Below are 21,244 nucleotides of genomic sequence, written 5' to 3' on the forward strand. Positions count from 1 at the left end.
CAGTGCCCTGTTGGGGCGGCAGGCCCGGCCCGCCGCCCGCGCGTCGATCAATAGAAGCAGATCACCATGTCGGTGTTCCGGTCCTGCGCATCGCGCCCGCTGCCGAGCAGGCGATATTCGTTCTGCTCCGACCGCATCTTCTGCCGCTCGCTCGGCTGACTGCCCGTCGTCTGCACCTTCGGCAGGGTGATGGCGATCCGGTTGCCGGCGGCGCCGAGGAAGCGGATCGCTCCGGTAAACTGCGTGCCAGCGGCAAGATCGGCCAGCGTGTCGCGTACCGCCACGTGCGTCCCCAGCGGGTCGCAGCTCAGCATCGGAGTGCGGCCGCCAATCACGCCCGGCCCGAAGCCATAAGGCGTGTTCGGATCGTCCGGGCTGGTGAGATCGCCGCCGGTCTTGATGCTGAAATTGCTGATCGGCAGGGACGTGCGCTTGAGCGAGAAAGCCGGGCTGATGCCGCTCGGTCCGCGCACCAGCGTCGGTGCGCTGTGGCCGGGATATGCGATATCATCTGGGATAGCGACATCGGTGCGGCCCCGGAAAATCCCGCGCAGCTTGAACGTAGCGAAGCCCGGCTTGGCTGTGTTGGCGGACAATTCGTCCATGACAGCACGGCAACCCGTGAACTTCAGCAGCGCGCCATCCTCGTAGATGTACAGCGTGCCCGAAGGATGGTCTGCCGCGCGATCCGCCACGCCCTGCGGCGAGGTGCCGGCATAGGTCCAGTTTGCAGGCAGCGCTGCGCTGCTGTCCGTCGCCAGCGGCGCGCCGAACAGATCGGTGAGCGTTGCCACCTTGCCGGCGGAATAGGCGGTGATCAGCGCGATTGCCCCCGCCGAAGCGCCGCTCATCAACAGCGGCATACCGACATAGGCGTTGACCGTGGTGTTGAAGCCGGTGCCAAGCGTCGCCGAGCTGGTCGTGCCGCCGGTAAGGGCCGCCGCCGCGATGGCCGCCGTGAACAAGCCGCGCATGCCCGCGATCGTGAACAGCGCGTGATGCGGAGGCTTGACCAGCGACGTGTATGTGGCGGCCGCACCTTTCAGCCGCACGCGGATCGAGATATCCGCCGGCTGCCCGATGATCAGCGGCGCACCCGCCACCATGTCGCCGGTCGCCTCGTTCGAGTCTTCGCTGGTGAACGGGCTGTTGTAGCTATAGCCGTCCGTCTCGAACGGGAAGGCATCGACGGCCGCCGGGGCGGCATCAACGTCTTCGGTCGTTTCGACCTTCAGCAACATCGCGACGTTGGAAATGCGGATGATGGATTCGGCCATGACGGCGCTCCTTTCTACTGACTCGCGGGATCGCCGCGCCGGGTGGTGAAGATGATGGTGAACGCCTTCTTGAAGCCCTTGCGCGGCTTGGAGGCGAGCTGGGCCGTGTAGCGTTTGAGCGGCCCTTCCTCGAACCGTTCGGCCAGGCCGTCGATCGGGGGTTCCTGCATCAGCGCCTGCACGACGGCGGCGTGGATTTCATTCAGCTCGGCCGAGACCTCGCTGCCATGATAGCCCTCGGCATAACATTCGATGTCGAGCGACATCGCGTAACGGGTGATCCCGGACTCTTCTTCCAGCGGATCGTCGCCATTGTCCGTCATGCTGAGCGCGGGAAAGTTGGTGGGATCGGCCGAAGGGTCCCGCTCATATTCGGCGATTCCGGGGATCGACTGCAGGCGCTGATCGAGGATCGCGGCGATGCGCTCGCGGACCGCCGTCATCGCGCCTGCTCCACGATCGCAAACCATGCATCAACCGGATCGCGATCGGTCACGTCCTGCACGCGCCAGAGCTGGCGGCCGTCGTCGATCGTGTCGCCCTTTTCCGGCCGCCTGGGCAGGGAGACGCGCTTGATCTCGAAGCCGATCATGGTGACGGTTGCGCCCGGTCCCATGAACGGCTCGCCGGGCATATCCTCGCGGATCGCCGAGATGGGATCGTTGAGCGCGATCCCGCTCCCCGCATAAGTGACGGACACGGCAAACGCCGCGTCGATCGCCGCAGATGCCGTGTCCCAGATACTCACTTGGCGTCGCTCGGCGCCAGCTGATCGACAGTGATCTGTTCACCGGTCAGTCCGAGCGAGGCGCTGGCATCTTCCAGCATTTCGCCCTCGGCAAGGTCGCGCGGTTGCAGCTCGGCCGTGTCGGCAACATCGACTGGCGGGCGCGGCTGACGCGGCTTGCTGCCGCCCTTCCGCCCGTTATCGTCATGGTCGAGCGGGTCCGCCCTGACAGCGCCGCCACGCTCAACGAGCAGCGCCGCACGCTCCGTCGTGGTATCCCCGCCAACGACAAGGGTTTCCCCCGCATCCGCGAATATCCAGTTGCCGTCGACCAGCTTTCTATCGGCGGTGTTAAGGGTGATCTTCTTCATGGGAATCTCCTTTCCAGGCCGTCGCACACGGCGGCCTGAAAAAGAGGGCGGCCCCGGCAAACCGGAACCGCCCCCTCTCGTTCATTATGATCAGCTAGATCAGGTAAGGATCACGCCTGCCGCTCGAAGCTCGGCGAGCAGGATATTGAGCTTGACGACGACCGCCGCGACGTTGTCGCCGCCACCTGCATCGGCGATAGCTGCGCCAGCAGCCGCGATCCGGGGAACAAGTACAACCTTCGCCAGCGCAACCGTCGAAACCTTGTCTTCGACAAAGACGCCGACCAGCATGTTGCCAGTGGCCGTCTTGGTGATCTTCTTGGCCGTGGCATCCCAATAAGCGGAATCGCCGGCAGCCGCCGCCTGGTTGGTGGCATGCACCGCCGCTGCCAATTCAAACACGCCACGGCGGCGCCCGATAAAGGGTTCACCTTCATCAGCGTCGATCGTAGCGACGACAAATAGAGCACCGATCAGGACACCGCGAAGGGCGACGACACCCCCGGCGGGAGCAATGAGAGGAAGGGCATCGCCTTCCGGCTGAATAATACGAGCCATAGTCTTTCACTCCAAACGACAAGGGCGGCCCGAAGCCGCCCTTGTCGTGATTTCAGAATCTTCCGATGCGCCGGAACGCTTCGGATTGATGGTTTAGGCGACGCCGGTGCTGCGACCGGCCGATCGAGAGTTGACACCGCCGACGCCATAATCGAACCGCACCTTCCACTCGGTGCCGTCCACCCGCCAGCCTTCCTCACTGTCGAGGAACGGTTCCTGCACACCGTCGAGGAAGGCAACCTCGATCGCCGGCGCGATGTTCGGATCGGCGAAGCTGTACCACGGGGTGCCCGTCAGCCTTGGCGTCCCGACAACATCCTGGAACATGCCGGCCACCATGTTGGGCTTCTGCAACTTGTTTGCGGTATCCGGATCATATTCGGACCGATTGATGACGTCGACCGTGCCACGCAGGCTGAGCGGCCCGAGCCAGACGGCCGGGCGGATGTCGAGAAATTCATTCCCGCTCAAGTCGAGCTGGCTTCCCATCAGCACCGCCATTGCATCGAAGGCAACAACGGACGGCGCCCCCGTGCCGACATTCAGGTGGTCCACATGGAACAGCGCCTTGCCGTCGTTCATCGTCGGCCCAAAGCCGCCATTCTGCGCGAGTAGGGCATAGACGTCCTTCTCGATCGACAGCTTCGCCGCACGGCCGAGATCGACGGCCAGGCCCGAAAAGGCGTCCATATCGTCGTTGACGATCGCCTGTCGCGACAGGGCGATGATATTGCCCTTCGTCTTTGCGGTGATCGTTTCCTTCGCAGCGTCGGGGATCGGCTTGTTCTGGAACTCGCCATTTTCCAGCAGATCGTCGAGGCTGCTGAAGGTGCCGCGCAGATAGCGGTTGTGCGCCCGGAAATCGGACACGGAGCCGACGCCGCAGAAGCGCGACCACGTATCGGGCGTGATCGCATAGGCTGCCTGCAGCACCTTGTGCATCACGTTCTCCAAAAGAACGGGAAACTCACTGGTGGTCTGATAGGAGCTGGAGCCCTGCGCGCCGATCGCCATCTTGACGATCACGTCGCGATCGTAACTCGCACAGCGGATGCCCGCCATATCGAGCGACATACGCGCCAGCTCGACATTGCGAATGCCGCGGAACTCGCCCGGATCGAGGTCGATCTTATCGCCGCGCGCCTTTGCGGCCGCGTTGATGAGGCCCGCGAGACCCGCGCGATGGATGATCGAGTTCATCGCGCCGATCTTGAATTTCTCGCGCGCGTCCTGCGTCACAACGGCGGGTCCGCTATGCCCGATGCCGACCGCATCGCCGGCCTCGGCGAGCTTGTCGAGGATCACGCCGCGTGCGTCTTCGAGCGACTTGCCCTCGGCGATCAGCGTGTCGGCCAGGGCCGTGCCCAGCTTGTGCTTCTCGACCAGAGCGCGAATCCCGCTGATGCGCGTGCGCTCGGCCGTGACTGCGGCGGCCGAAGCCGTGCTGGCGAGCGCCTGGGCGGCTTCGGTCGTGATCGTGTCAGGTGCCTGGTTGCCCGGCACCGTGTCATTACCCTGTGGGTGGGGCATGTCATTACCTTTCGGCTTGGGACCGGCAAAGGCCGGCCGGGTGGTGCCCATCGCCATGGCGGCGATGCGCGAACTATCGGGCGCCTTGCGGAACCCGAATTGCTTGATGTCGAAAGCGGCCACCTGGGCGGCGGCGACTTCGACCGAACTGATCGACGTGATGAACTTCTGGTCGAGCGCCTCGCTCGCGGTCAGCCAGGTCTCTGCGTCGAGCATCGGGATCAGCGTCGCCGCGTCGATTCCCGTCTGCTTGGCGTAGATGCTGACCATGATGTCGCGGAGCTGGTCGAGCCGATCGGCCGCACTGCGTAGCTCGATCGCGTCGCCACAGGCGCAGTCCCACGGATTGTGGATCATCATCAGGGCGTTATCGGCCATGACGATCTCTCCACCCGCCATGGCGATGATCGAGCCCATCGAGGCCGCCAGACCATCGACATAGGTGGTGACCTTTCGGCCCTTGGCGCGCTCGCGCGTGATCGCGTTGAATATCGCGATCCCCTCCATGACTAGGCCACCGGGGCTGTTGATCCGGATGTCGAGATCGTCGTCACCCGCCGATATCAGCGGAATAAGCCGGGTCGCTTCGAGCCCGTCCCACCAGTCGCCGATCACCCCGTAAACAAGGATTTCTGTCATTTCGCGTCCCTCTGTTCGGTGTGCTTGTCCAGTGACACCGCGTTGCCGACCGCAGTCACCTTGCGGGGATCACTGTCGAAGGTCAGGCCGAGTGCGTCGAAACGCTGCGCGTCTTCGGCCCATTCGGTGAAGAAGGTGTCGGGATCGTGCCCGCGTTCGCGGACCGCCTCCGAAGGCGTCATCTGGCCCGAGCGGATCGCGTCGCGGATCGCCGGCACCTCGCTGGCCGGATCGAGCATCGGAACGCGGGGCGGCGTCCAGCGCATCGTGACCCCCTTCAGATCCTCGCCCATCATGTCGAGCGCATCGAACGTCCAGCGCTGCACCGCGCCGCAAAACTGCGGGATGAACATGAGCCACTGGTGCGTCGCGTTCTTGCGATAAAAATTGAGCCGGCCGAGACGGCCCGAGATGAAGCTGACCCCCGACAGATCGCCGGTCATGATCTCATAGGGAACGCCGAGCCCTGCGGAGATGGCGTGGAGCGAGACGCTCGAATAATCCTTGTAACCGTCGACCGTCGGCGGATTGGCGAACTCGATCTTCCCGTCCCCCGGCATGTCATAGATCATGCCCGGCTCGATGCTCTCCAGCTCGGCGCTGTCGTCATCCTCGTCATTGTCGTTGGCGAGCGCTTCGGCGCTGTCCGGATCGCCGAAGCGGAACGCCGCAAAGCATGCCGCTATCTTCTGCCGAAGCCCCTGCGCATCCTCATAGTCGGCGAAGTCCTTCATCCGCAGGATGACGGGCGCGAGCCATGGAACGCCATGCTCCTGCTCGGGCCGATCGGCGCGGAATACATGCGCGACATCGCTAGCCGGCACGAACTTCGACGTGCTCGATCCGGGCCTGATCGAGCCGGGGTGATTCGAGTAGAGCCAGTATCCGCGACGGCGGCCGAGCTGGTCGAACTCGATCCCGTTGATGATGTATCCACCGTCGGCCAGCGGGCCGTGCTTGCCCATGTCGATATAGTCGGCTTCGAGCAGCTGAAGCTGGAACGGCAGCGGCAGACGATCGCTTGCCCGGCGCCAGCGTCGGCGCATCACGATCGCGCCGCCGGTCACGATCGCCTTGGCCGCCTGCAATTGGAGGCCATAGAGATCATGGCGGCCGGCCGCGTCGCAGTCGGCCCCATCAAGATGGGCGCGGACCTTGGCGGTCAGCACCGGATCATGCTTGCCGTCGCGGTAGAGCTGGAAGGTGATTCCCTCCCCGACGATGTGCTCGGCATGCGCCGCAACGCCACTCGACGCATGCGGATTGTTCCGCACTAGATCGTGCGAAATGCCGCGCAGAGCCATCATCGTGCGCGGGCTCAGCTCGGCATTGGCATCGCGGACCTTGCGGCGCCAGCTGGTCGAGCGGCGACCCTGCGTCGCGCCATCATATTCGGCGCTGACTCGGTGCAGCTTTCCTAGTACCAGGCGCGCATGCTCGCGCTTCGCCGCCCAGCGCGGCGACACGGCCTCAATGGCGCGATCGAGTGCGCTACGCTGGCGCATCACAAGCCGCTCCGATACGCGGCGAACCGCTTGCGGCGTACCCCTGTCGCGACATTGAGCTGCGATGCGATGACCCGCTCAGCCGCCATCAGCGCGTCGGTGGACTGATAGGTGACCTCGCGCCCATCGGCGAAGCGCACCTTCATGACGCCCGATGCGATGTGCGACCGGATCGTGGTCAGGTCATTCTCGGAATAGGCCACCGTCAATTCCTCTTCAGCCATGATCCGGTTGCCCGGCCCGTCAGCTTGTTCACGCCGCGTCGTTTCTTCTTCTGAGCAGCCGGCGCGGAGACGGCACGCGTGCCACCTTCCGCGCCGCGCCCCTGACCATCGGGCCGATCTCGCGCTGTTTCGTCGATCGCCCCCGATGCGGATGGCTTGATGCTGGCGCTATCGAGCGCCGCCGGTTGCGGGCCGTCGTCGTTCCTCGCCGCCATGAAGCTCTCCAGATCCTGTTCGGGCACCCGATACTCGGCCGGCACCCAACGCATATGCGTGCGCGTCCCCGCAAACGGCGGGCGCATCAGCGTAGCGATCGATTGCACCAGCAAATCGAGCGTTTCATTCCGGGGCCTGATCTTGACCCACTTGCCCTTCTGCTTTTCCTCGGCAGTCAGTTCGTCGAGATACTGATCGGCCAGCCCGTGCGGCAGGTGGATATATCCCGGCCCAGGCTGCTCCCGGCGGATGCGAGCGTCTAAAATGTTCTTCAGCTTATGGACGTTTACCGTCCACCGCGCCGGGCTGTTCCGCTTCACCCCACCCCGTGTCTTCTGGTCGGAGCGACGGGCGCGGCTTATCAGCTCGGCCTTCGGATTGTTGCCACCTTGCAACAGCGTGACCCGCTGCTGGTGGATGCCGGCCGCGACGCACATATGCCAGAACCCGGTCGGCAGATCGGATTCGCCGCCGCGCGCATCGACCGCGACCGATAGCGGCGGCGGGCTCTGCCCCGACCCGTCCGCGAGCGGCCAAGTGCGGCTGAACAGCGGCAGCAGCGCCGCCCAATGTTCGCGATATTTCAGCGGCTGCAAGCCGGTCAGCCCATCGTTCAAAGTCTCGATCGCCCAGCGATCAATCAGCCAGGTCTCGTTGCCCTCTCCGACGCCGACCGCCGCGCACTCGAAGCGATTGTGCTGCACATCGACCAGCAGCAGGATAACCTTCACCCCGCCCGGCACGGTGCCGATCTTCCATCCTGCCTCGCGCCGTGCGCCTAGTTCGTCGATCGTCAGCGGCTTCTCGCCTGCCAGCTGCGACCGATAATTCTGCCCGCCGCGCGAATTGAAGAAACCGATCAGCGGTGCTTCGTCCTGCCGCGCCTCCCAGGCGATCTGGGCGTTGCGCCATTCGAGCGCCAGTTTCGGCCAGCTGGTGACGTTCAGCAGGCCGTCGACCCGGAAGCCCCGCCGACGCCGCCCGACCTTCATGTTGGTCTGGACGAACCCGCGATTGGGCAGCCCGATCAGACTTTCCAGCAGCCTGCGCCGGTCGTCCGGCTGCAGGATGCACCCGTTCGCCGGGCAGATCACATGCGCGCTCGCCTCGGCCTGCTCCGCCGTGCCCTTGTCGTCGAACTTCAGATCGCGCCGGATATCCAGCTCGATGCGTTCGTCGCAACTCGGGCAGATCGGCCGCAGCCTTTCGTCAGTGCCCTGGGCGACGAAGGCTTCGACGCCGCCGCCATCCTCGCGCGCCGGCGAGCTGCTGATGAATTTCTTGTCGCGACCTTCGAACCATGTCGCGCGTGCGTCGAGCAATGTCGGCGCGGAGCCCTGCCCCTCGATGTCGTCGGGGATGGCGTCGAAGTCGTCGAGCCATCCACGCGGCACCGGCCGCGCGCGGAACTCCGAAGCCACCGGCCAGATCGAGGTCAGCAGCATCGCCCGAAATTGTTTCAGGAAGATGTTGTCAGCGCCGATCTCCGGCAGCAGCTGCGCCTTCACTACCGGCGTCTGCTGGATCATCGGCGCCACGCGGCGCACGACGAAATCCTGCATCAGCGATTTGCTGGGCTGGCAGATCATGAAGCCGGCCGGATCATGTTCAACCGACCAGCCCATCCAACCCAGCCCGATCTCGGACTTCCCCGCCTGCGCCGGCGCCATAAGCCCGACCTCAGCGGTTTCCGGATCGCTCAGCGCGTCCATGATCTCCGGCTGCCAAGGCGCTACCTCGGGATCATAGCTCCGGTGCTCGATCGCCCATTCGCTCACCGTCATCGGCCGCTTCGGCCGGATCAGCTTCGCCACCGGGCGCAGCAGAACCGCCGCCGTCGCGAAGGGCGGGATCGGCTTGATCGGTTGGAACAGCATCGCTCAGCTTTTCAAGTTGGTCGGCGACCCAGCCCAAGTCGGCCTCGACTATCCTTTGCAACGTCGCGAGCGCATCGCGCGCCAGCGTGATTTTTTTCGACACACGGTCGGGTAGGCTGAGAAACCGCCGCTGAAATTCGACGGCCATCTGCCCCAGCGCGGTCTCGACTTCCGCCCGCCGCACGAAATCGCCGCGCAGCACGCCGAGCTTGATCGCCGCGATCTCCGCTTCGATCAGCTGCTGCTGATCCTTCGCGGTCAGCTCTGGCCGGTCGGGCTGGGCCGAGGCAGCGGCGTCGCCGAGCAAGTTCAAACCGAACTGACGGACATCGAGCGCGCGCTGCCGGGCAGCTTCATCGGCCTTGCGCTGCAAGTCGCGGATGAACAGCGCAGCCGCGCCTAGGTCGATTTCCCACGCAACTCCACGATCGCCCCGCGTGATGATCGGGAAGTCGGGATTGTCGTCGATATACTTCTTGATCGTCGGCTCGGACCCGAGCCCCGGCATCGCAACCAGTTCAGACAGATTGCCGATCATGCGCGGCCGCTCAGCATTCGCGCCGTCGTCGATCATCGATCCGAACCCAAAAGAGAAAAAGAGCAATCCCGGAAAAACCGGACACTCACGTTTCATGCGCCTTTGCGCCCCGCATAGCGCAGGTGCCCAGGAAGGACCCAAAGGGTGGGGGTGGGTCTATGCCACCCCCACCCGGCGGGCTTCGCTCCGGGGGCATTATCGGTCGCTGCGGTGATCATGCCGCCCGGCCCACGGAACGGAACGGACGACATGACCAGCGAAGCGGTCGAAAAGCACCGCGCCCGCCGAGCAAGGGAGCAGGGCGGGCGCGGTCAGGCTTAGGAGAGGATGCCTGAAAGGCCGTTGGTGCCTCGCGTCCATAGCGGTGCCCCAACGTAGGAATAAATAGGCCCATTCACCCCTAGAAACGAACACGGAAAAGTTCACGCCGCGCAAGTTCTAGGGCTTGACGGCCTCTAGGCCCCGAAACTCCTAGCGTTCAGCGCATTGGCTATCGCGGTGATGGCGCGGCCATAGCGCATCCGGAGCGCGTCGGTGGTCCATCCCTTGCCGTCACGGCCAAGGCGGCGAAGCACCGCCGGCCATTCGATCCGCGAGCGGTTGCCGAGCGCGAGCTGCATCAACGCGATGCCGACGATCCGCCGCGCGATACCAGCCTCGACCCACGCCGCCACCCAGCCCATCGCCTCGTCCGCCCGCTCGACATCGGCGCGCGCCATGCCGCACGTCACCAGCACCTTGTCGGCATCCCCTGCGTCGGCGATCTCGGGCCGATACTGCCGCCACATCGCCAACGTGCCGGGATGCAGCCAGCCCCACTCACGATCCGACGATCGCATCAGCACCTCCATCGCCGCCCGCAGCCGTTCCTCGACCGCATTGAAGTCGTGAAACGCCTGCTGAAGCCCCGGAACCATCGCGGAAGGATCATGGAATGATCCAGCACCATCACTCACCATCACAAAACCCCTTATCTCAATTACTTAACCCAACCCTCGGAAGGGTTGGAAGGATTGGAAGGATAGATAGGGTTTGTGTGCGCACATCCGCGCGCACACCCGCACCCCCGCACATGGAAGCCCAGCAAGAAAACCCTTCCAACCCTTCCAGACGCGCAGAAATCCGCCATTTCACCCTTCCGTTAACCCTTCCGCCACCCTTCCACCCGGAAGGGTTACAACACCGGTTCGCCATCATCGGAGGTGCGGAACCCGTCGTCCGGGTCGCCCCAATTGCCCGCGCGATCGTCGGGTGGCGGCGTCGGCGGCGGCGCGGCCGAGGCGTCATCATCGACGCTGAAGCTGGTCCGCGCCTTGCCGGTTGCGGCGTCCACGAACTCGTCAGGGTCGCGCACGATGCGCATGCCCAGCCAGTACATCCCGTCGCTCTGTTTCTTCTGATAGCCCTTGGAGGACATCGCCCGGCTAAAGCCCTTCTGCTTCCACTCGGTCTCGTCCGCGCATTTGCACCACGCCTGAAACAGCTCGTAGAGCTTCGACGATCGCGCCGTGCTTTCCGGGTCGGGCACGGTGCAGAGCTTGAGGAAGCGCGCCAGCGGGTCATTCTCCGCGCGATATTGCGCCGTGTCCTTGGTCACGTCCTCCGGCTCGATCAGCCCGTTCGCCAGATAGTCGAGCAGGCCGGCGACCAAGCGGTTGAAGATGCCGCTCAGCTCGGGCGCCATCTTGTCCTTCAGGTACGGGTCCTTCTGCCGCGATCCGTGCGGGTTGGTCTCGTCTATGACGCGCTCGCCCCAATGGATCAGCTTCACGCGCCGCCAGATGCCGTCATCCGTCTGCCGGATGTCGGGCTTGTGATTGCCCTGCACCGTCAGCTTGAACTGGATCTTCAGATTGAAGAAACCGCGATTGAGGTGGCGCACCGGCACCGGCTCGCCGCCGGTCACCAGCTTGATCAGGCCGGTCGATAGCTTGGCCCCTTCGTCGGGCTCCGACGTGCGCAGCAGGCGCACACCGCCCAGCTTGGCGAGGTCGGGCGAGGCCTGATCGCCGCGCTTCTTGATGCCCTGGTCGAGGAAGCTCTCGATCGGGATGGTGTCGCTATAGTCGCCGAGCGCCTCGCACCACATATCCATAACGGTCGATTTGCCGTTGCCGCCTAGACCGTACCAGAAGTGGAGCATCTGCAGCCCGACCTCGCTGGTCATCGAATAGCCGCCCCACGCGTGGATATAGCGGCGCTTGGCGGCGATCGGCTGCGCCCACTGGATCAGATCGTCATAGATCGGGCACAGCGCCCCCGGCCGCCCATCGGCCGGCGGATCATAGATGACCGGAGCGAGCTTGCTCAGCAGATCGTCGCGCCGGTGCGGCGTAAGCTTCACCTCCGCCCGATAGCGTTCCTTGCCGTCCACGATGCCCAGCGGCACCTTCTTGAAGCGCAGCGTGCCGTTCAGCACGTTGATGGCGAGCGGGTCTGTATCGAACTGATCGACGCGCACCGCGAGCCAGCTGCGCGCGATCTGCGCGATGGCGGACAGCTTGCCCGACGCCTCCGACGTGCGCCCCCATTTCTTGATCAGGTCCGACCACAGCGGGTTGCCGCGTGCGTCGGTGACATAATCCATGGCATCGTCGCACTCGCCCGTCTCGATATACAGCGCCAGCTGCTTCTTTTCGCGAACCGTAAGGTCCTCGATCGCGACATGATCGATGTCGGGCCGCTTCACCCCGCTGCCGCCAACGAACGCCGCCTCGTCCTGTATGGCGCGCACCGTGTCGAACACGGCCTGCATCACGACGGCCGGCACGCTCTTTTCGTCCTGATCGAGCGCGGCCCAGCGGCGGCCGTCCCACCCCATCCAACCCAGCGCCGGCGACCAGCGGAAGTCGCGGCCAAATCGCGCGCGGAACCGCTCGGCATTGCCCAGGTCGGTATGCGGGAAGAACAGGCACTCGCGGTTGATCTCGTCCGCGTCGCGCTCGTCCTCATCCCCCCCGCCCCCTTCTTCAGCGTCAGGGCCGCTCCCTTCCGAACGGAAGCTTTGCAGGGCTTCCCCCGAGGCCGGGGGCGGGGGGCGCAGGCGAGAGGCGGCCGAGGGCGAGGACCTAGATCGCGAAGCCCGCGCGCGGGCCGCTTCCTCGATCTCGCGAAGGTCGCGCGGTTTCGCCTGCCCATCGCGCAGCCCGCGATCGAGCGTGGAGCGCGCGCCGTCCGGATCGTCATTGCCGGGCATCCGGTCGATCACGTCCTGTATCGCCGCGCGCGCCACGCCCTCGCTCAGCGCGCCGGCCGCGACCAGCGAGCCCATCTTAAGCCCGGCATGATAGATGCCTTGGTTGCGGCCGTTATATTGCCCGCCACCCTTCGGCGTCGCCGCCAATTCGCGGCACTCGCCGTCCAAGGCCGTCAATGCGTACTTTCGCACCGCATCGGAAGCGTCCGGAAGGGTCGCGCCTGTTCCCCCGGAGGGGGAGGAAGGGGAGGCCGAGGAAGAGGGGGGAGACGATGCGGATGTAGCGCGACAAGAGGTTCTGGAGTCTTGGACAAGAGGTTTTAGAGCACTCAATCGCGACGACATGGCTCCTCTTAGCAGCCGTTGAAGGGTCAATCAAAGGCCCTTCAACGGCCCCTTCCGAGTGTTAAACCTCGGCCCCGAAGCTCGCCTTGAAGCGCGCCAGAATCCCGTCAGCCTGATCATGTCGGATAACGGTTGGCGCAAACAGAATGTCACCGCGATTCATAGTGGAGACGGACCGCTCGCCCGAATATGGGCAGGTTGCCGTATGCACCTCCTGATAATGCCGCAGGCGTACTATGGTGGCTTTGTCTATGGTGCAGGCACCGCCGGGTACGATCGTGTTATCCTGTCCATTCTTCAGGCGTGATAGAGCAACGATCGGATCGAGCAGCCGCCCAGCCATGACACTGAACTCGGCAATGAACTGCTCGACCAGGATATCATGGGCGGTTCTCACAAAGCTCTGCCAGGCCTCTCCACGGGCTTCGCTAAGCGCAGGCTTCTCCGCATAGATCGAGGCGATCTCATCATCGATTCGCGATAGGGCCTGCTCAACAAGTGAGACGCCCGCGCGCCAAGCGTCCTCAGCCGCCCGAAACTCCGCCTGTCGGTTTACTGCGGCGGATATCACGTCCCCTCCGGCTTCAACTGTCGGATCGGCAGCGATAGCAGCGACCAGCCCGTCATCGACATTAGCAGGCGGACTTGGTTTGGTGGCGTGAAGAGCAGACAGCCTACCCTGAAGCGCCGCGCGGCGGGTTTCGACCTCATCGACGCGAGATTTGATAGCGTCCTCGTCGGCGTCACGCCGCTGATACTCGCAATAGATGGCCGCGACTTTATTGAGATAAGGCGGCAGTGTGGTTGTGCTTTTCATAGTTACTCCATTGTGGCTTGGGTGAAATTATCGACCGGGCAGGCGCAGGCCGAAGTCTGAAAGCTGAGATGGGAGCGCGGAGGTGCCGAGTTTGGCGACGGCCGCGATCAGCTCTTGCTGGCCCGACAGCAGACGCGACAAAAGGTCGTTGCCTTCGTCAACGCCAGTGGCGGTTTCTTTCGCCGCCTGAAGAGCCTCCTGCGCCGCGCGTTGGGCCGCCTGGGCTCGATCAGTCTCAAGCTTGATGATCGCGTCCAGCTCGGTTTTAGTGCTGGAGCGGTCGCCCGTATATTCAGCCCCCGCCGTGCCGAAGAATTGCCGATCCAATTCTAGGAGCCGGCGACGCAAATCGGCATACTGCCCCGATGCTCCCTCAATGCCCGCCTCGGCATCGGCACGCGCCTTCGCTACCTGAGCGAGAAGCGCGTTACGCTTATCGACCGCTGAGCCTTCGGCCAGCTCGCCGAAGTTGAGATCGTCTAGCAGCGCCTTCAACGGCTCGATGCGGCTGCTCAGAACCTTGTCGAACGCAGCCGCGCGCTCTTTCGCGTTGAGCTCCTCCAATTTGACCAGGTCGAAGCCATATTCTTTTGCGACGCGCAGCCTGTCCGCTGCCTGCTGTTCGAACGCCTTGAATTCGCGCTGCATGATCGAACCGAGGCCACCGAGAAGATCTTCGACCTCTTGGACCTTCAAAGCCTCGCGCACCGACTTCTCTACGTCGGGCGAAGATTGGAGCGCCTTCTGCACCTGGGCAGAGACCCCGACGATGCCGCCATCCTTGATCGCGTCGAAAACGGCCGCCATTACGGCTTCCGCTTCACTTTTGCCGTAATTCGTTGTGCCAGCCCCCTTGGTCAGGCCTGAACCGCTTGGGTCAACGACGAACTTGTCTTTCCGCACGCCGATGGAAACTTTGAAATCGCCGAGCTGGCCGCCGAGCTGATCTACGATCTGCTGAAGAACATCGCCGACATTGCCCGCCAGCCCCTTCGCAGCTTGGATGCGACTCTGGCTATTACCGGATGTTCCGGTGACGCCGGCTTCCCCATTGACGTTGCCGATTGTCGCGGAGCCCTTTTTGACCGTCGCGAACATACCGCCCACCAGCGAGCCGAGCATGCCGCCCGCAATCGCGCCTAGCGGCCCTGCCGCTCCGCCAAGGAAGCCTCCGAGTTTGCCGCCCACGGCCTTGCCGATCTCCGGGCCGATTAATTTTCCGGCCTCTTTGCCGAAGATGCCTCCAAGCGCTCCGCCTACCCTATTCGCGGTGCCCCCGCCGACGAGACTGCCATATTGTGAGCCCAGGCTAGCGGCCGCGCTGATCTCACCAACCTTCTCACCCCAGGCCTTAAACAGCTTGCCCATCTCGCTGTCGGGCCCGAAATTCTCCTTGAACGACGATTTGAGTTCCGCGCCGAGCTTTGCATAGCCTCGATCGAAGGAAGCGCCGCCGAACAGCTTTTCGCCCGTAGCGCTTATTTTTGAACCCGCACCGAGGTTATCTAGCGTCTTGCCCAGCGCCTTCGACACGGAAGGGAACAGGTTCTCGATCGATTTCCGAGCACCCTTGCCCAACTGCTCGCCCGCCTGATCGAGTGACGAGCTGAGCACCTGCACTGGTCCCGAGACCATATCGCGGAAGGCTTGCGACGAAGCCTTGGTCAGACCGTCCTGATATGCCTTTGCGACATCCTCATCGAGCTTAATGCGCGCATCTCGCATGGCGCGCTCTGCCTCAAGGCGCAGCTGGTCCGCCTTAGCGTCGCTGATCATCTTCGCCTGGGTGAGTTTTTCGATATTTTTAAGCCGCTCGGCATATTCATTCTGTATCGCCGCGAGCGGGTCTAGATCCTTAAGCACTGAGCCCAGCGTGCTATCCAGGCTCTTCGGCTTCGGCGTCTTCACGTCCTTCTTGAACACCGATGGTAATTTGCCGGTGTCGAGAGCCCTGTCGATCTCACCCGCCGTGACTTCCTTCGCAGCGGCGGCGGCAAGATCGATAACCGCCTGCCGGAATTGCTCCGCCGTTACGTTCAGGCCCTTGAAGTCAGTCTTTTCACTGAAGTTGAGCGCACTCTGCACAGCCTTCTGACGATCACCGTCGGTTTTGGCGTCGCCGACGCGCTTAAGTTCGAAATAAGTGGCTGCATTGCGGCGGCGAGCCTCAACCGCACCGCTCAATCCGTCAGAAGCGAACCCCCTCAGGGTAGACAGAATGCCGGAGTTCTCGTTGGCGTCCTGCAGCGTCTTGCCAGCACTGGTCCGCGCCTGGCCGGCTTCGCCACGAAGATTGATCGCGGTCAGCCGGGCATTTGCGATCAGCAAAGCATTTTGCTTGTCGATTTTACCCGACGTGAGATCGAAGATGCCGCCGAGCGCACTCTGAGCGTCCGCCAGGCCGGAGCTGCCCGTTTCTGCGGCCTTGGCGGCTTCACCGGTTTCGAACAGCTTGGAAGCGAAAACGCCAGCGATGGCAACGATCGAGATGAACGCCGCGCCCAAGGGCCCTGATAGCGCCCGGCCGAGAATACCGACCTTGCCACCCATGTCGGACATCGCCGCCGTTACCTGCGCGGCTTGCTGACCGAAAATTAGAAAGCCGTTGGTCCCGGACGCGACCTGAACGCCGACATCGCTGATCTGATACCCCAGATTGCGCATACCAAATTGCGCCTGTCGCGCCGCGCCGGTCGCCTCGCGTTGCGCGGCGGCTGCCGCTCGCGAAGCCGATGACAAACGGCCGGTGGCTTCAGCAGACCGCTGCGCCTCGCCTGCCTGCCGGCGCAGCTCGGCGGCATTTGCGCTGCTGTCGGCGCTGAGCTTTCGCGTTTCGGCAGACGCGCTACCGATCGAACCCTTCAACCCGTCAATGGCAGATTGCGACGCGCGCGCCGTACCGACCAGGCCGGACCCGTCACCCTTTAGAACGACACCGAATACGAGCTGGGTCATCAGCCGGGAAACATCTCGCGTTGCGCCTGCTGATGTGCCTGGCCGAATGTCAGGCCAGACGATGCGGTCATGAGCTGCGAAGCGCGCTCAGCGACAGCGATCCGTCGCTTCGCGATCGGATCATCGGTCTGTTCCGCGAGGCTGACGAAGGTGTTGCGGTTATGCTCGGCCGCCAAAGCATCTGCGAACGACAATGTAGGATCGGCGGCGCTGGCACGCGAAGCAAGCGCGATGGCACCGACCCGCGCCGAACCGGCCTGCCCTGCTTGGCGGCGAAGATTGGCAATTTCGGCCTCTGTGGTTGCTTCCCTCATCGCTTCACCGAACGAGAGCGCCGGTCGATCAAGCTGGAGATCGACCGCGCGACGCACGCGCGCCAGGCGCGCGGCCTGCTTGGGATCGGCGCAGCCTTCGGCAAGACTGATAAAGGCCATCTGCTTGCTGGCATGCTCACGCGCCGCCTGGACTGACAATTGCGGGCGATCTGCCATGAGCATTTGCATATGACCGTGAAGCGTTGCGCGCAGCGGCGCGGCTTCGATTGTCACCGCTGATGCTGAGCGAGCTTCGCCGAATGCGAGCGTTCCCAAGCCTTTCACGGCCGGAGCGGCAGCGCCCAGGAATCCGACATGACGAAGATAATATTGGCCGCGCTTCGGGTTGCCCGGATGCTGCGGAGGATAAAAGGACGCAGAGACTTTCCGATATAGCCCCTTGCGCACCGCCTCAGCCATTTCAGGCACCATCTCCGATGGATCGGCAACAATATGCTCGCCGTCCATTCTTAGGCCGCCAATCCAGCCATAAGCCGGAGCGTCCATCTTAGGATGTCCCACGACTATTGGGGCCGGGTCAGATTTCGGATCGTAAGAGGCTACGATGCCGGCGAGATCAGTGGCGCTAAAGGAGACTTTCTCGCCTTCCATGCTCTCAAAGCTACCTGCACGAAATATCTTGATCGGCGAATATGAAGCGGCCGGAGAGATCATTGTTCGGTTTCCTTGGAAGAGGTGTCGGGCGGGCAGACCTGGCCAAGCCAGAGATCGACGATTTCCTGCCGCGCCTGCTCAATGGCCGGTCCCTCGGCGCCGGCTTCGATGAGGGCGCCAGTCGCAATGTCGGCGGCGTCTTCCACAAGGCAAAGCTCGCGGGGCCTGGGCAGTGGTCCAGGATTGATGCCGAAGCCCTCGGTTGAATTGTTGACCAGTTCGGACGTGTAGGGCCGCGTTGATCCAATGATCACAGCGGCCGTAGAGATACTGATTTGACCAACCCGCGCAGCGGCGATGACGCTAGCTCGCTTTGCTCGCCGTATGGAGGCATGTGCCGTCGCGATTTGCAGTCGGCACGAAGCGTATTGCTCAATCAGGATTTGGAAGGCCTGGTCGCCGACCAGCTCCGCAACGCGATGCGGCCTGTTGGACAGGCGCGCCGGTATGTAGATTTCTTGCCCGCCGAACCGCTCGCAGAGCAGCAATACGTTCGCTGCGCCGATATACTCGGCCAATTCCCGCATTTGCGGCCCCCAGGTCCGGTCGATCCGCACGTTGAGCGGGATCGGAAAGTCTGAGAGCTTCGGTAATAGATGGCGCGGGATTTGATCGTCATTGACGGCGTTGGGGGGACCGCCAGCGGTCGGTAACGCCCCATTTCCTGTCGATGCAGATTGTGCCAACATCTTGCCGCCCCGTCGCATTGCCCGGTGCGATGATCATGCGGCGAGGGAATTGAGATGCGCGCGTGCCAGTGCGCGGGCAACGAAATCAGGCTTCGGCGAACATATCGATTTGGCGAGGGTCAACCTTGCGGCCGATCGCGGGCGGTTCGGCTCCTAGCCCTTCCTGGGTTCGGTTGACCAGCTTCGAAGCATAGTCGCGCCGAACTCCCATGATACGCGCCGCGTGCGCCACGGTCAGCATGTCGCTGCGCACCGCCGCGATAATACTCGCGCGTCGTGCGACATTCAAAGCATAGCGCGCAGTGGGAATAGCCAGTGTCAGGCGACCGTAAACGAAACTGATCGCACGTGATTTCGCCGCACCGATCAGCGGGTGAAACGGATTCTTGGCGGCATCGATCGGAATGTAGACATCCTGCCCGCCATAACGCTCGCTGATAATAAGCGTGTCATATGCCCCAATATGGTCGGCCATCTCGCGCATTTGCGCGCTCCAGCCGGGGCCAGGCTGGACATCCCGAGGGATCGGGATGTCCGCCAGTTCTTTATAGGGAAAGCCGTCCACAGCGCTCAGCCCTGGCCTTGGCTGCTCTTGTCGCGCTTGATCAGCACATAGAACGGAAGGTCGAGCGTCAACCGCTCGATCACCGACATATCACGTTCTAGAATCCTGATACCGCCGAGCGTCGGCAAGAGGCGCTCATCGCCTCGGCCGGCATGGATACCGAGCCCGTCACGGCCCGCATTCCACGCGTCGCGGGCTTGGCCCGATTCCGGCGTCAGGGATATCCAGCGCCGGCCCACGCCGACGACGGGGCGAGGCAGGCGCACGACGCGGGTTCGCATAAACCGCCCCAATGGGGTGTGACCTCGTGGCCTGATCGGGTCGCAGTCGGGATTGTCGGCGCTAGGGGTGCCTTGACCGAGGCAAGGGCAAATGAAAAGCGGAGAGGCGGAGCCGGGAAGAAATAGCGACAGCGCACCCGCCTGGCTGCGATCGTCGGGAAGAACGATCTTGATGCGCGCGCCGGTCATAGCGCAGCCCTCCGTCGCGCCAGGAGATCGGCAAGCCGATCTTTAAGCAACTCGGTCCGCTCTGCTGCGCTCAGCCCACTAGGAACATCCTGATGCCAGCCATGACGTTCAGCCATAGCCTTCAGTGCCTCGATCAGCCGAAAGCCCTGCGCATGATTGGCCCAGTGCAGCCGATCGACACCGACCTGTCGCTTGCAAAAGGCCTCTAGCGCGCGCTCGGAGGGATCATTGATAGCGCCGAGCTGATGCAGCGATATCCACATCGCGCGCGCCTTCCGAGCGATAGGATGGCTGGCCGGCCCAGGCCGAGTTGTCGCGCGAACCTGTGATCGAAAACCGAGCCGTTCAAACTCGGCCACTATGGCGACCAGCTGACCAGCATCACACTGACCGGCGCTGCGCTTACCGGTTATCCTCTCCAGTACGGCGCGATAGTCGTCATCGTCCAGGCCGAGCGCCTTGCTTGCGAGGTGTACCTTGCCCAGAAGTGCGCGACGATCTGGCGCAACACTCGTATTGTGCGACCTGATCTTAGCCATTGGACGCCTCCCCGAAAATTTGACGCTGGAGGCCTTTTGGGCCGCTTAGGGGCGTCAGCCCCACAAATGCGGAGCGACCCTCATGGGAAGGCTTCCCAGCGCCATCGACGATAAGGAAGGCCGCACGCTCTCCAATGTCCTGTGCCATCAGCGGCCTCCCGCACGAAAATTGCGCCGCTTGGCCGCATCGCGCAGATGCGCGATCGAAATAGGCTGGCCCGCGCCCGAAGCTGTCAGGCTCGCAATCTCCAATATATGGGTCAGTTCACGCAGCGCGCCCGGCAATGCGCCGATCTTGCGCAGGAATGTGGCTTGCTCGGCATCGGTGACGCTCCAGGCCGACAGCAGCGCCTCAATATCGCCGGGCAGCGGTTCATATTGAACGTGCCGGTATGAGAACCGGCTGCTCACCTGAGCTAGTGCGCTTTTCCGACTGTCGAGCTGGCCGACAACCTTGTCATTGCCAAGCAACGCGACGCCCACCTTCGTGCGATCGTGCCAGCCTCGAATTTCGTTGAGCGCCTTGTCGTTGAGCTCTTGGGCTTCGTCGATGATCAGCAGGCCTTTCTTGCCGCTGATGTGCGCTCGAATCTTTCGCGAGAGCTGTTGCGGGCTGCCGGTGATTTCACCGAGGCCGATTGCCTCGGCGACTTCCGATGCCATAGTCGCAACGCCCGCCGTAGCGGGCGACATCGTAGCCAGCCATACGTTCGGATCGGCGTCGGCCAGGCGCTCCGCGACACGGGTTTTGCCGATGCCGGGCGCGGTTACGATCAGCACGATGCGGCCCGTCTGCGCATATTGAAGCAGGCCAGTAAGTTGCGTCGCCGTCTGCGTCTCATACCAGCTCGGCACCGCAGGCGCTTGAGCGCCGATCTTTGCCTGGACATCAAGGCGAGCGCGGTAGGCGAGCACTTTGCCCGCGACCTTCTCATTGCTCCCTCGGTAGCTGCCGCTCGCGAAGAGTGAGAGCGTGCTGTCGGCAACGTCGGTAAGCTTGCCCAAGGCGGGCCAGCTCAGCGTTTCATCTTCCTTGTGCGTGACTAGCCAGGCGCGCGCGCCCTCAATGTCCACGCTGTTGTCGATTACGATCTGCATGCTACCTGCTCCTTGCTCCTATGGACGGGAGTAAAAGGCCGCGTCGGGGTTGCAGCCCCGGCGCGGCCGACATCATCGGCGCTATCGCGCGGATGAACTGGAAAGCGCCGAACGGCGCG

The 21,244-nt window shown here is 63.4% G+C and carries 20 protein-coding genes; all 20 read right to left on the reverse strand.

The window, feature by feature from the left end:
• Positions 1-47: 47 nt before the first annotated feature.
• The gene (locus WP12_RS16595) at positions 48-1,277 is read right to left on the reverse strand and encodes a hypothetical protein (RefSeq protein WP_046194796.1); all 1,230 of its coding nucleotides are present in this window, start codon (positions 1,275-1,277) and stop codon (positions 48-50) included.
• Between the two features lie 14 nt (positions 1,278-1,291).
• Positions 1,292-1,720: a hypothetical protein gene (locus tag WP12_RS16600; RefSeq protein ID WP_046194797.1), complete on the reverse strand. Its 429-nt coding sequence runs from the start codon at positions 1,718-1,720 to the stop codon at positions 1,292-1,294.
• The gene (locus tag WP12_RS16605) at positions 1,717-2,025 is read right to left on the reverse strand and encodes a head-tail joining protein (protein ID WP_046194798.1); all 309 of its coding nucleotides are present in this window, start codon (positions 2,023-2,025) and stop codon (positions 1,717-1,719) included. The genes WP12_RS16600 and WP12_RS16605 overlap by 4 nt, the downstream gene beginning before the upstream one ends.
• On the reverse strand, positions 2,022-2,375 hold the full coding sequence (locus tag WP12_RS16610; protein ID WP_046194799.1) for a hypothetical protein: 354 nt from the start codon (positions 2,373-2,375) through the stop codon (positions 2,022-2,024). The genes WP12_RS16605 and WP12_RS16610 overlap by 4 nt, the downstream gene beginning before the upstream one ends.
• Before the next feature lie 99 nt (positions 2,376-2,474).
• Positions 2,475-2,933 carry a DUF2190 family protein gene (locus WP12_RS24260; protein ID WP_084691198.1) on the reverse strand — a complete coding sequence of 153 codons (459 nt, stop codon included), beginning with the start codon at positions 2,931-2,933 and terminating at the stop codon, positions 2,475-2,477.
• Between the two features lie 93 nt (positions 2,934-3,026).
• Positions 3,027-5,102, reverse strand: coding sequence for a ClpP-like prohead protease/major capsid protein fusion protein (locus WP12_RS16620; RefSeq protein ID WP_046194800.1), 2,076 nt, complete (start codon positions 5,100-5,102; stop codon positions 3,027-3,029).
• A complete protein-coding gene (locus tag WP12_RS16625; RefSeq protein WP_046194801.1) occupies positions 5,099-6,607 on the reverse strand; it encodes a phage portal protein in 1,509 nt (502 codons plus the stop codon). The genes WP12_RS16620 and WP12_RS16625 overlap by 4 nt, the downstream gene beginning before the upstream one ends.
• Positions 6,607-6,831 carry a phage head-tail joining protein gene (locus WP12_RS16630; protein WP_235399178.1) on the reverse strand — a complete coding sequence of 75 codons (225 nt, stop codon included), beginning with the start codon at positions 6,829-6,831 and terminating at the stop codon, positions 6,607-6,609. The genes WP12_RS16625 and WP12_RS16630 overlap by 1 nt, the downstream gene beginning before the upstream one ends.
• A complete protein-coding gene (locus tag WP12_RS16635) occupies positions 6,813-8,831 on the reverse strand; it encodes a terminase gpA endonuclease subunit (protein WP_235399184.1) in 2,019 nt (672 codons plus the stop codon). Before WP12_RS16635 ends, WP12_RS16630 begins: the two co-directional genes overlap by 19 nt.
• Positions 8,791-9,498 carry a hypothetical protein gene (locus WP12_RS25930; RefSeq protein WP_046194804.1) on the reverse strand — a complete coding sequence of 236 codons (708 nt, stop codon included), beginning with the start codon at positions 9,496-9,498 and terminating at the stop codon, positions 8,791-8,793. Before WP12_RS25930 ends, WP12_RS16635 begins: the two co-directional genes overlap by 41 nt.
• A gap of 419 nt (positions 9,499-9,917) precedes the next feature.
• Positions 9,918-10,421, reverse strand: a complete 504-nt coding sequence (locus tag WP12_RS16645) for a hypothetical protein (RefSeq protein ID WP_152664036.1) — start codon at positions 10,419-10,421, stop codon at positions 9,918-9,920.
• A gap of 215 nt (positions 10,422-10,636) precedes the next feature.
• Positions 10,637-12,835, reverse strand: a complete 2,199-nt coding sequence (locus tag WP12_RS16650; RefSeq protein ID WP_160299239.1) for a phage/plasmid primase, P4 family — start codon at positions 12,833-12,835, stop codon at positions 10,637-10,639.
• A gap of 229 nt (positions 12,836-13,064) precedes the next feature.
• Positions 13,065-13,820, reverse strand: a complete 756-nt coding sequence (locus WP12_RS16655; RefSeq protein ID WP_046194806.1) for a hypothetical protein — start codon at positions 13,818-13,820, stop codon at positions 13,065-13,067.
• 27 nt (positions 13,821-13,847) lie between these two features.
• Positions 13,848-16,775 (reverse strand): phage tail length tape measure family protein, encoded by a 2,928-nt coding sequence (locus WP12_RS16660; RefSeq protein ID WP_046194807.1) that lies wholly within the window; start codon positions 16,773-16,775, stop codon positions 13,848-13,850.
• Positions 16,775-17,557, reverse strand: coding sequence for a hypothetical protein (locus WP12_RS23525; RefSeq protein ID WP_052730442.1), 783 nt, complete (start codon positions 17,555-17,557; stop codon positions 16,775-16,777). The genes WP12_RS16660 and WP12_RS23525 overlap by 1 nt, the downstream gene beginning before the upstream one ends.
• A gap of 203 nt (positions 17,558-17,760) precedes the next feature.
• Entirely contained in the window at positions 17,761-18,453 is a 693-nt protein-coding gene (locus WP12_RS16670) for a hypothetical protein (RefSeq protein WP_152664037.1), read from the reverse strand.
• A gap of 85 nt (positions 18,454-18,538) precedes the next feature.
• Positions 18,539-19,018 (reverse strand): hypothetical protein, encoded by a 480-nt coding sequence (locus WP12_RS16675; RefSeq protein ID WP_152664038.1) that lies wholly within the window; start codon positions 19,016-19,018, stop codon positions 18,539-18,541.
• 5 nt (positions 19,019-19,023) lie between these two features.
• Positions 19,024-19,488: a hypothetical protein gene (locus WP12_RS16680; protein ID WP_046194810.1), complete on the reverse strand. Its 465-nt coding sequence runs from the start codon at positions 19,486-19,488 to the stop codon at positions 19,024-19,026.
• Positions 19,485-20,027, reverse strand: coding sequence for a gp16 family protein (locus WP12_RS16685; protein WP_052730444.1), 543 nt, complete (start codon positions 20,025-20,027; stop codon positions 19,485-19,487). The genes WP12_RS16680 and WP12_RS16685 overlap by 4 nt, the downstream gene beginning before the upstream one ends.
• Before the next feature lie 147 nt (positions 20,028-20,174).
• A complete protein-coding gene (locus tag WP12_RS16690) occupies positions 20,175-21,125 on the reverse strand; it encodes an AAA family ATPase (protein ID WP_046194811.1) in 951 nt (316 codons plus the stop codon).
• Between the last annotated feature and the right edge of the window lie 119 nt (positions 21,126-21,244).

The sequence above is a fragment of the Sphingomonas sp. SRS2 genome (genome assembly GCF_000971055.1).
Classification (GTDB): domain Bacteria; phylum Pseudomonadota; class Alphaproteobacteria; order Sphingomonadales; family Sphingomonadaceae; genus Rhizorhabdus.

What these genes read in the sequence shown, in the direction of transcription:
- WP12_RS16595 (WP_046194796.1), bottom strand. Translation starts at nt 1,277, where the DNA reads ATGGCCGAATCCATCATCCGCATTTCCAACGTCGCGATGTTGCTGAAG.
- WP12_RS16600 (WP_046194797.1), bottom strand. Translation starts at nt 1,720, where the DNA reads ATGACGGCGGTCCGCGAGCGCATCGCCGCGATCCTCGATCAGCGCCTG.
- WP12_RS16610 (WP_046194799.1), bottom strand. Translation starts at nt 2,375, where the DNA reads ATGAAGAAGATCACCCTTAACACCGCCGATAGAAAGCTGGTCGACGGC.
- WP12_RS24260 (WP_084691198.1), bottom strand. Translation starts at nt 2,933, where the DNA reads ATGGCTCGTATTATTCAGCCGGAAGGCGATGCCCTTCCTCTCATTGCT.
- WP12_RS16620 (WP_046194800.1), bottom strand. Translation starts at nt 5,102, where the DNA reads ATGACAGAAATCCTTGTTTACGGGGTGATCGGCGACTGGTGGGACGGG.
- WP12_RS16625 (WP_046194801.1), bottom strand. Translation starts at nt 6,607, where the DNA reads ATGCGCCAGCGTAGCGCACTCGATCGCGCCATTGAGGCCGTGTCGCCG.
- WP12_RS16630 (WP_235399178.1), bottom strand. Translation starts at nt 6,831, where the DNA reads ATGGCTGAAGAGGAATTGACGGTGGCCTATTCCGAGAATGACCTGACC.
- WP12_RS16635 (WP_235399184.1), bottom strand. Translation starts at nt 8,831, where the DNA reads ATGACGGTGAGCGAATGGGCGATCGAGCACCGGAGCTATGATCCCGAG.
- WP12_RS25930 (WP_046194804.1), bottom strand. Translation starts at nt 9,498, where the DNA reads ATGATCGACGACGGCGCGAATGCTGAGCGGCCGCGCATGATCGGCAAT.
- WP12_RS16645 (WP_152664036.1), bottom strand. Translation starts at nt 10,421, where the DNA reads ATGGTGAGTGATGGTGCTGGATCATTCCATGATCCTTCCGCGATGGTT.
- WP12_RS16655 (WP_046194806.1), bottom strand. Translation starts at nt 13,820, where the DNA reads ATGAAAAGCACAACCACACTGCCGCCTTATCTCAATAAAGTCGCGGCC.
- WP12_RS16660 (WP_046194807.1), bottom strand. Translation starts at nt 16,775, where the DNA reads ATGACCCAGCTCGTATTCGGTGTCGTTCTAAAGGGTGACGGGTCCGGC.
- WP12_RS23525 (WP_052730442.1), bottom strand. Translation starts at nt 17,557, where the DNA reads ATGGACGGCGAGCATATTGTTGCCGATCCATCGGAGATGGTGCCTGAA.
- WP12_RS16670 (WP_152664037.1), bottom strand. Translation starts at nt 18,453, where the DNA reads ATGTTGGCACAATCTGCATCGACAGGAAATGGGGCGTTACCGACCGCT.
- WP12_RS16680 (WP_046194810.1), bottom strand. Translation starts at nt 19,488, where the DNA reads ATGACCGGCGCGCGCATCAAGATCGTTCTTCCCGACGATCGCAGCCAG.
- WP12_RS16685 (WP_052730444.1), bottom strand. Translation starts at nt 20,027, where the DNA reads ATGGCTAAGATCAGGTCGCACAATACGAGTGTTGCGCCAGATCGTCGC.
- WP12_RS16690 (WP_046194811.1), bottom strand. Translation starts at nt 21,125, where the DNA reads ATGCAGATCGTAATCGACAACAGCGTGGACATTGAGGGCGCGCGCGCC.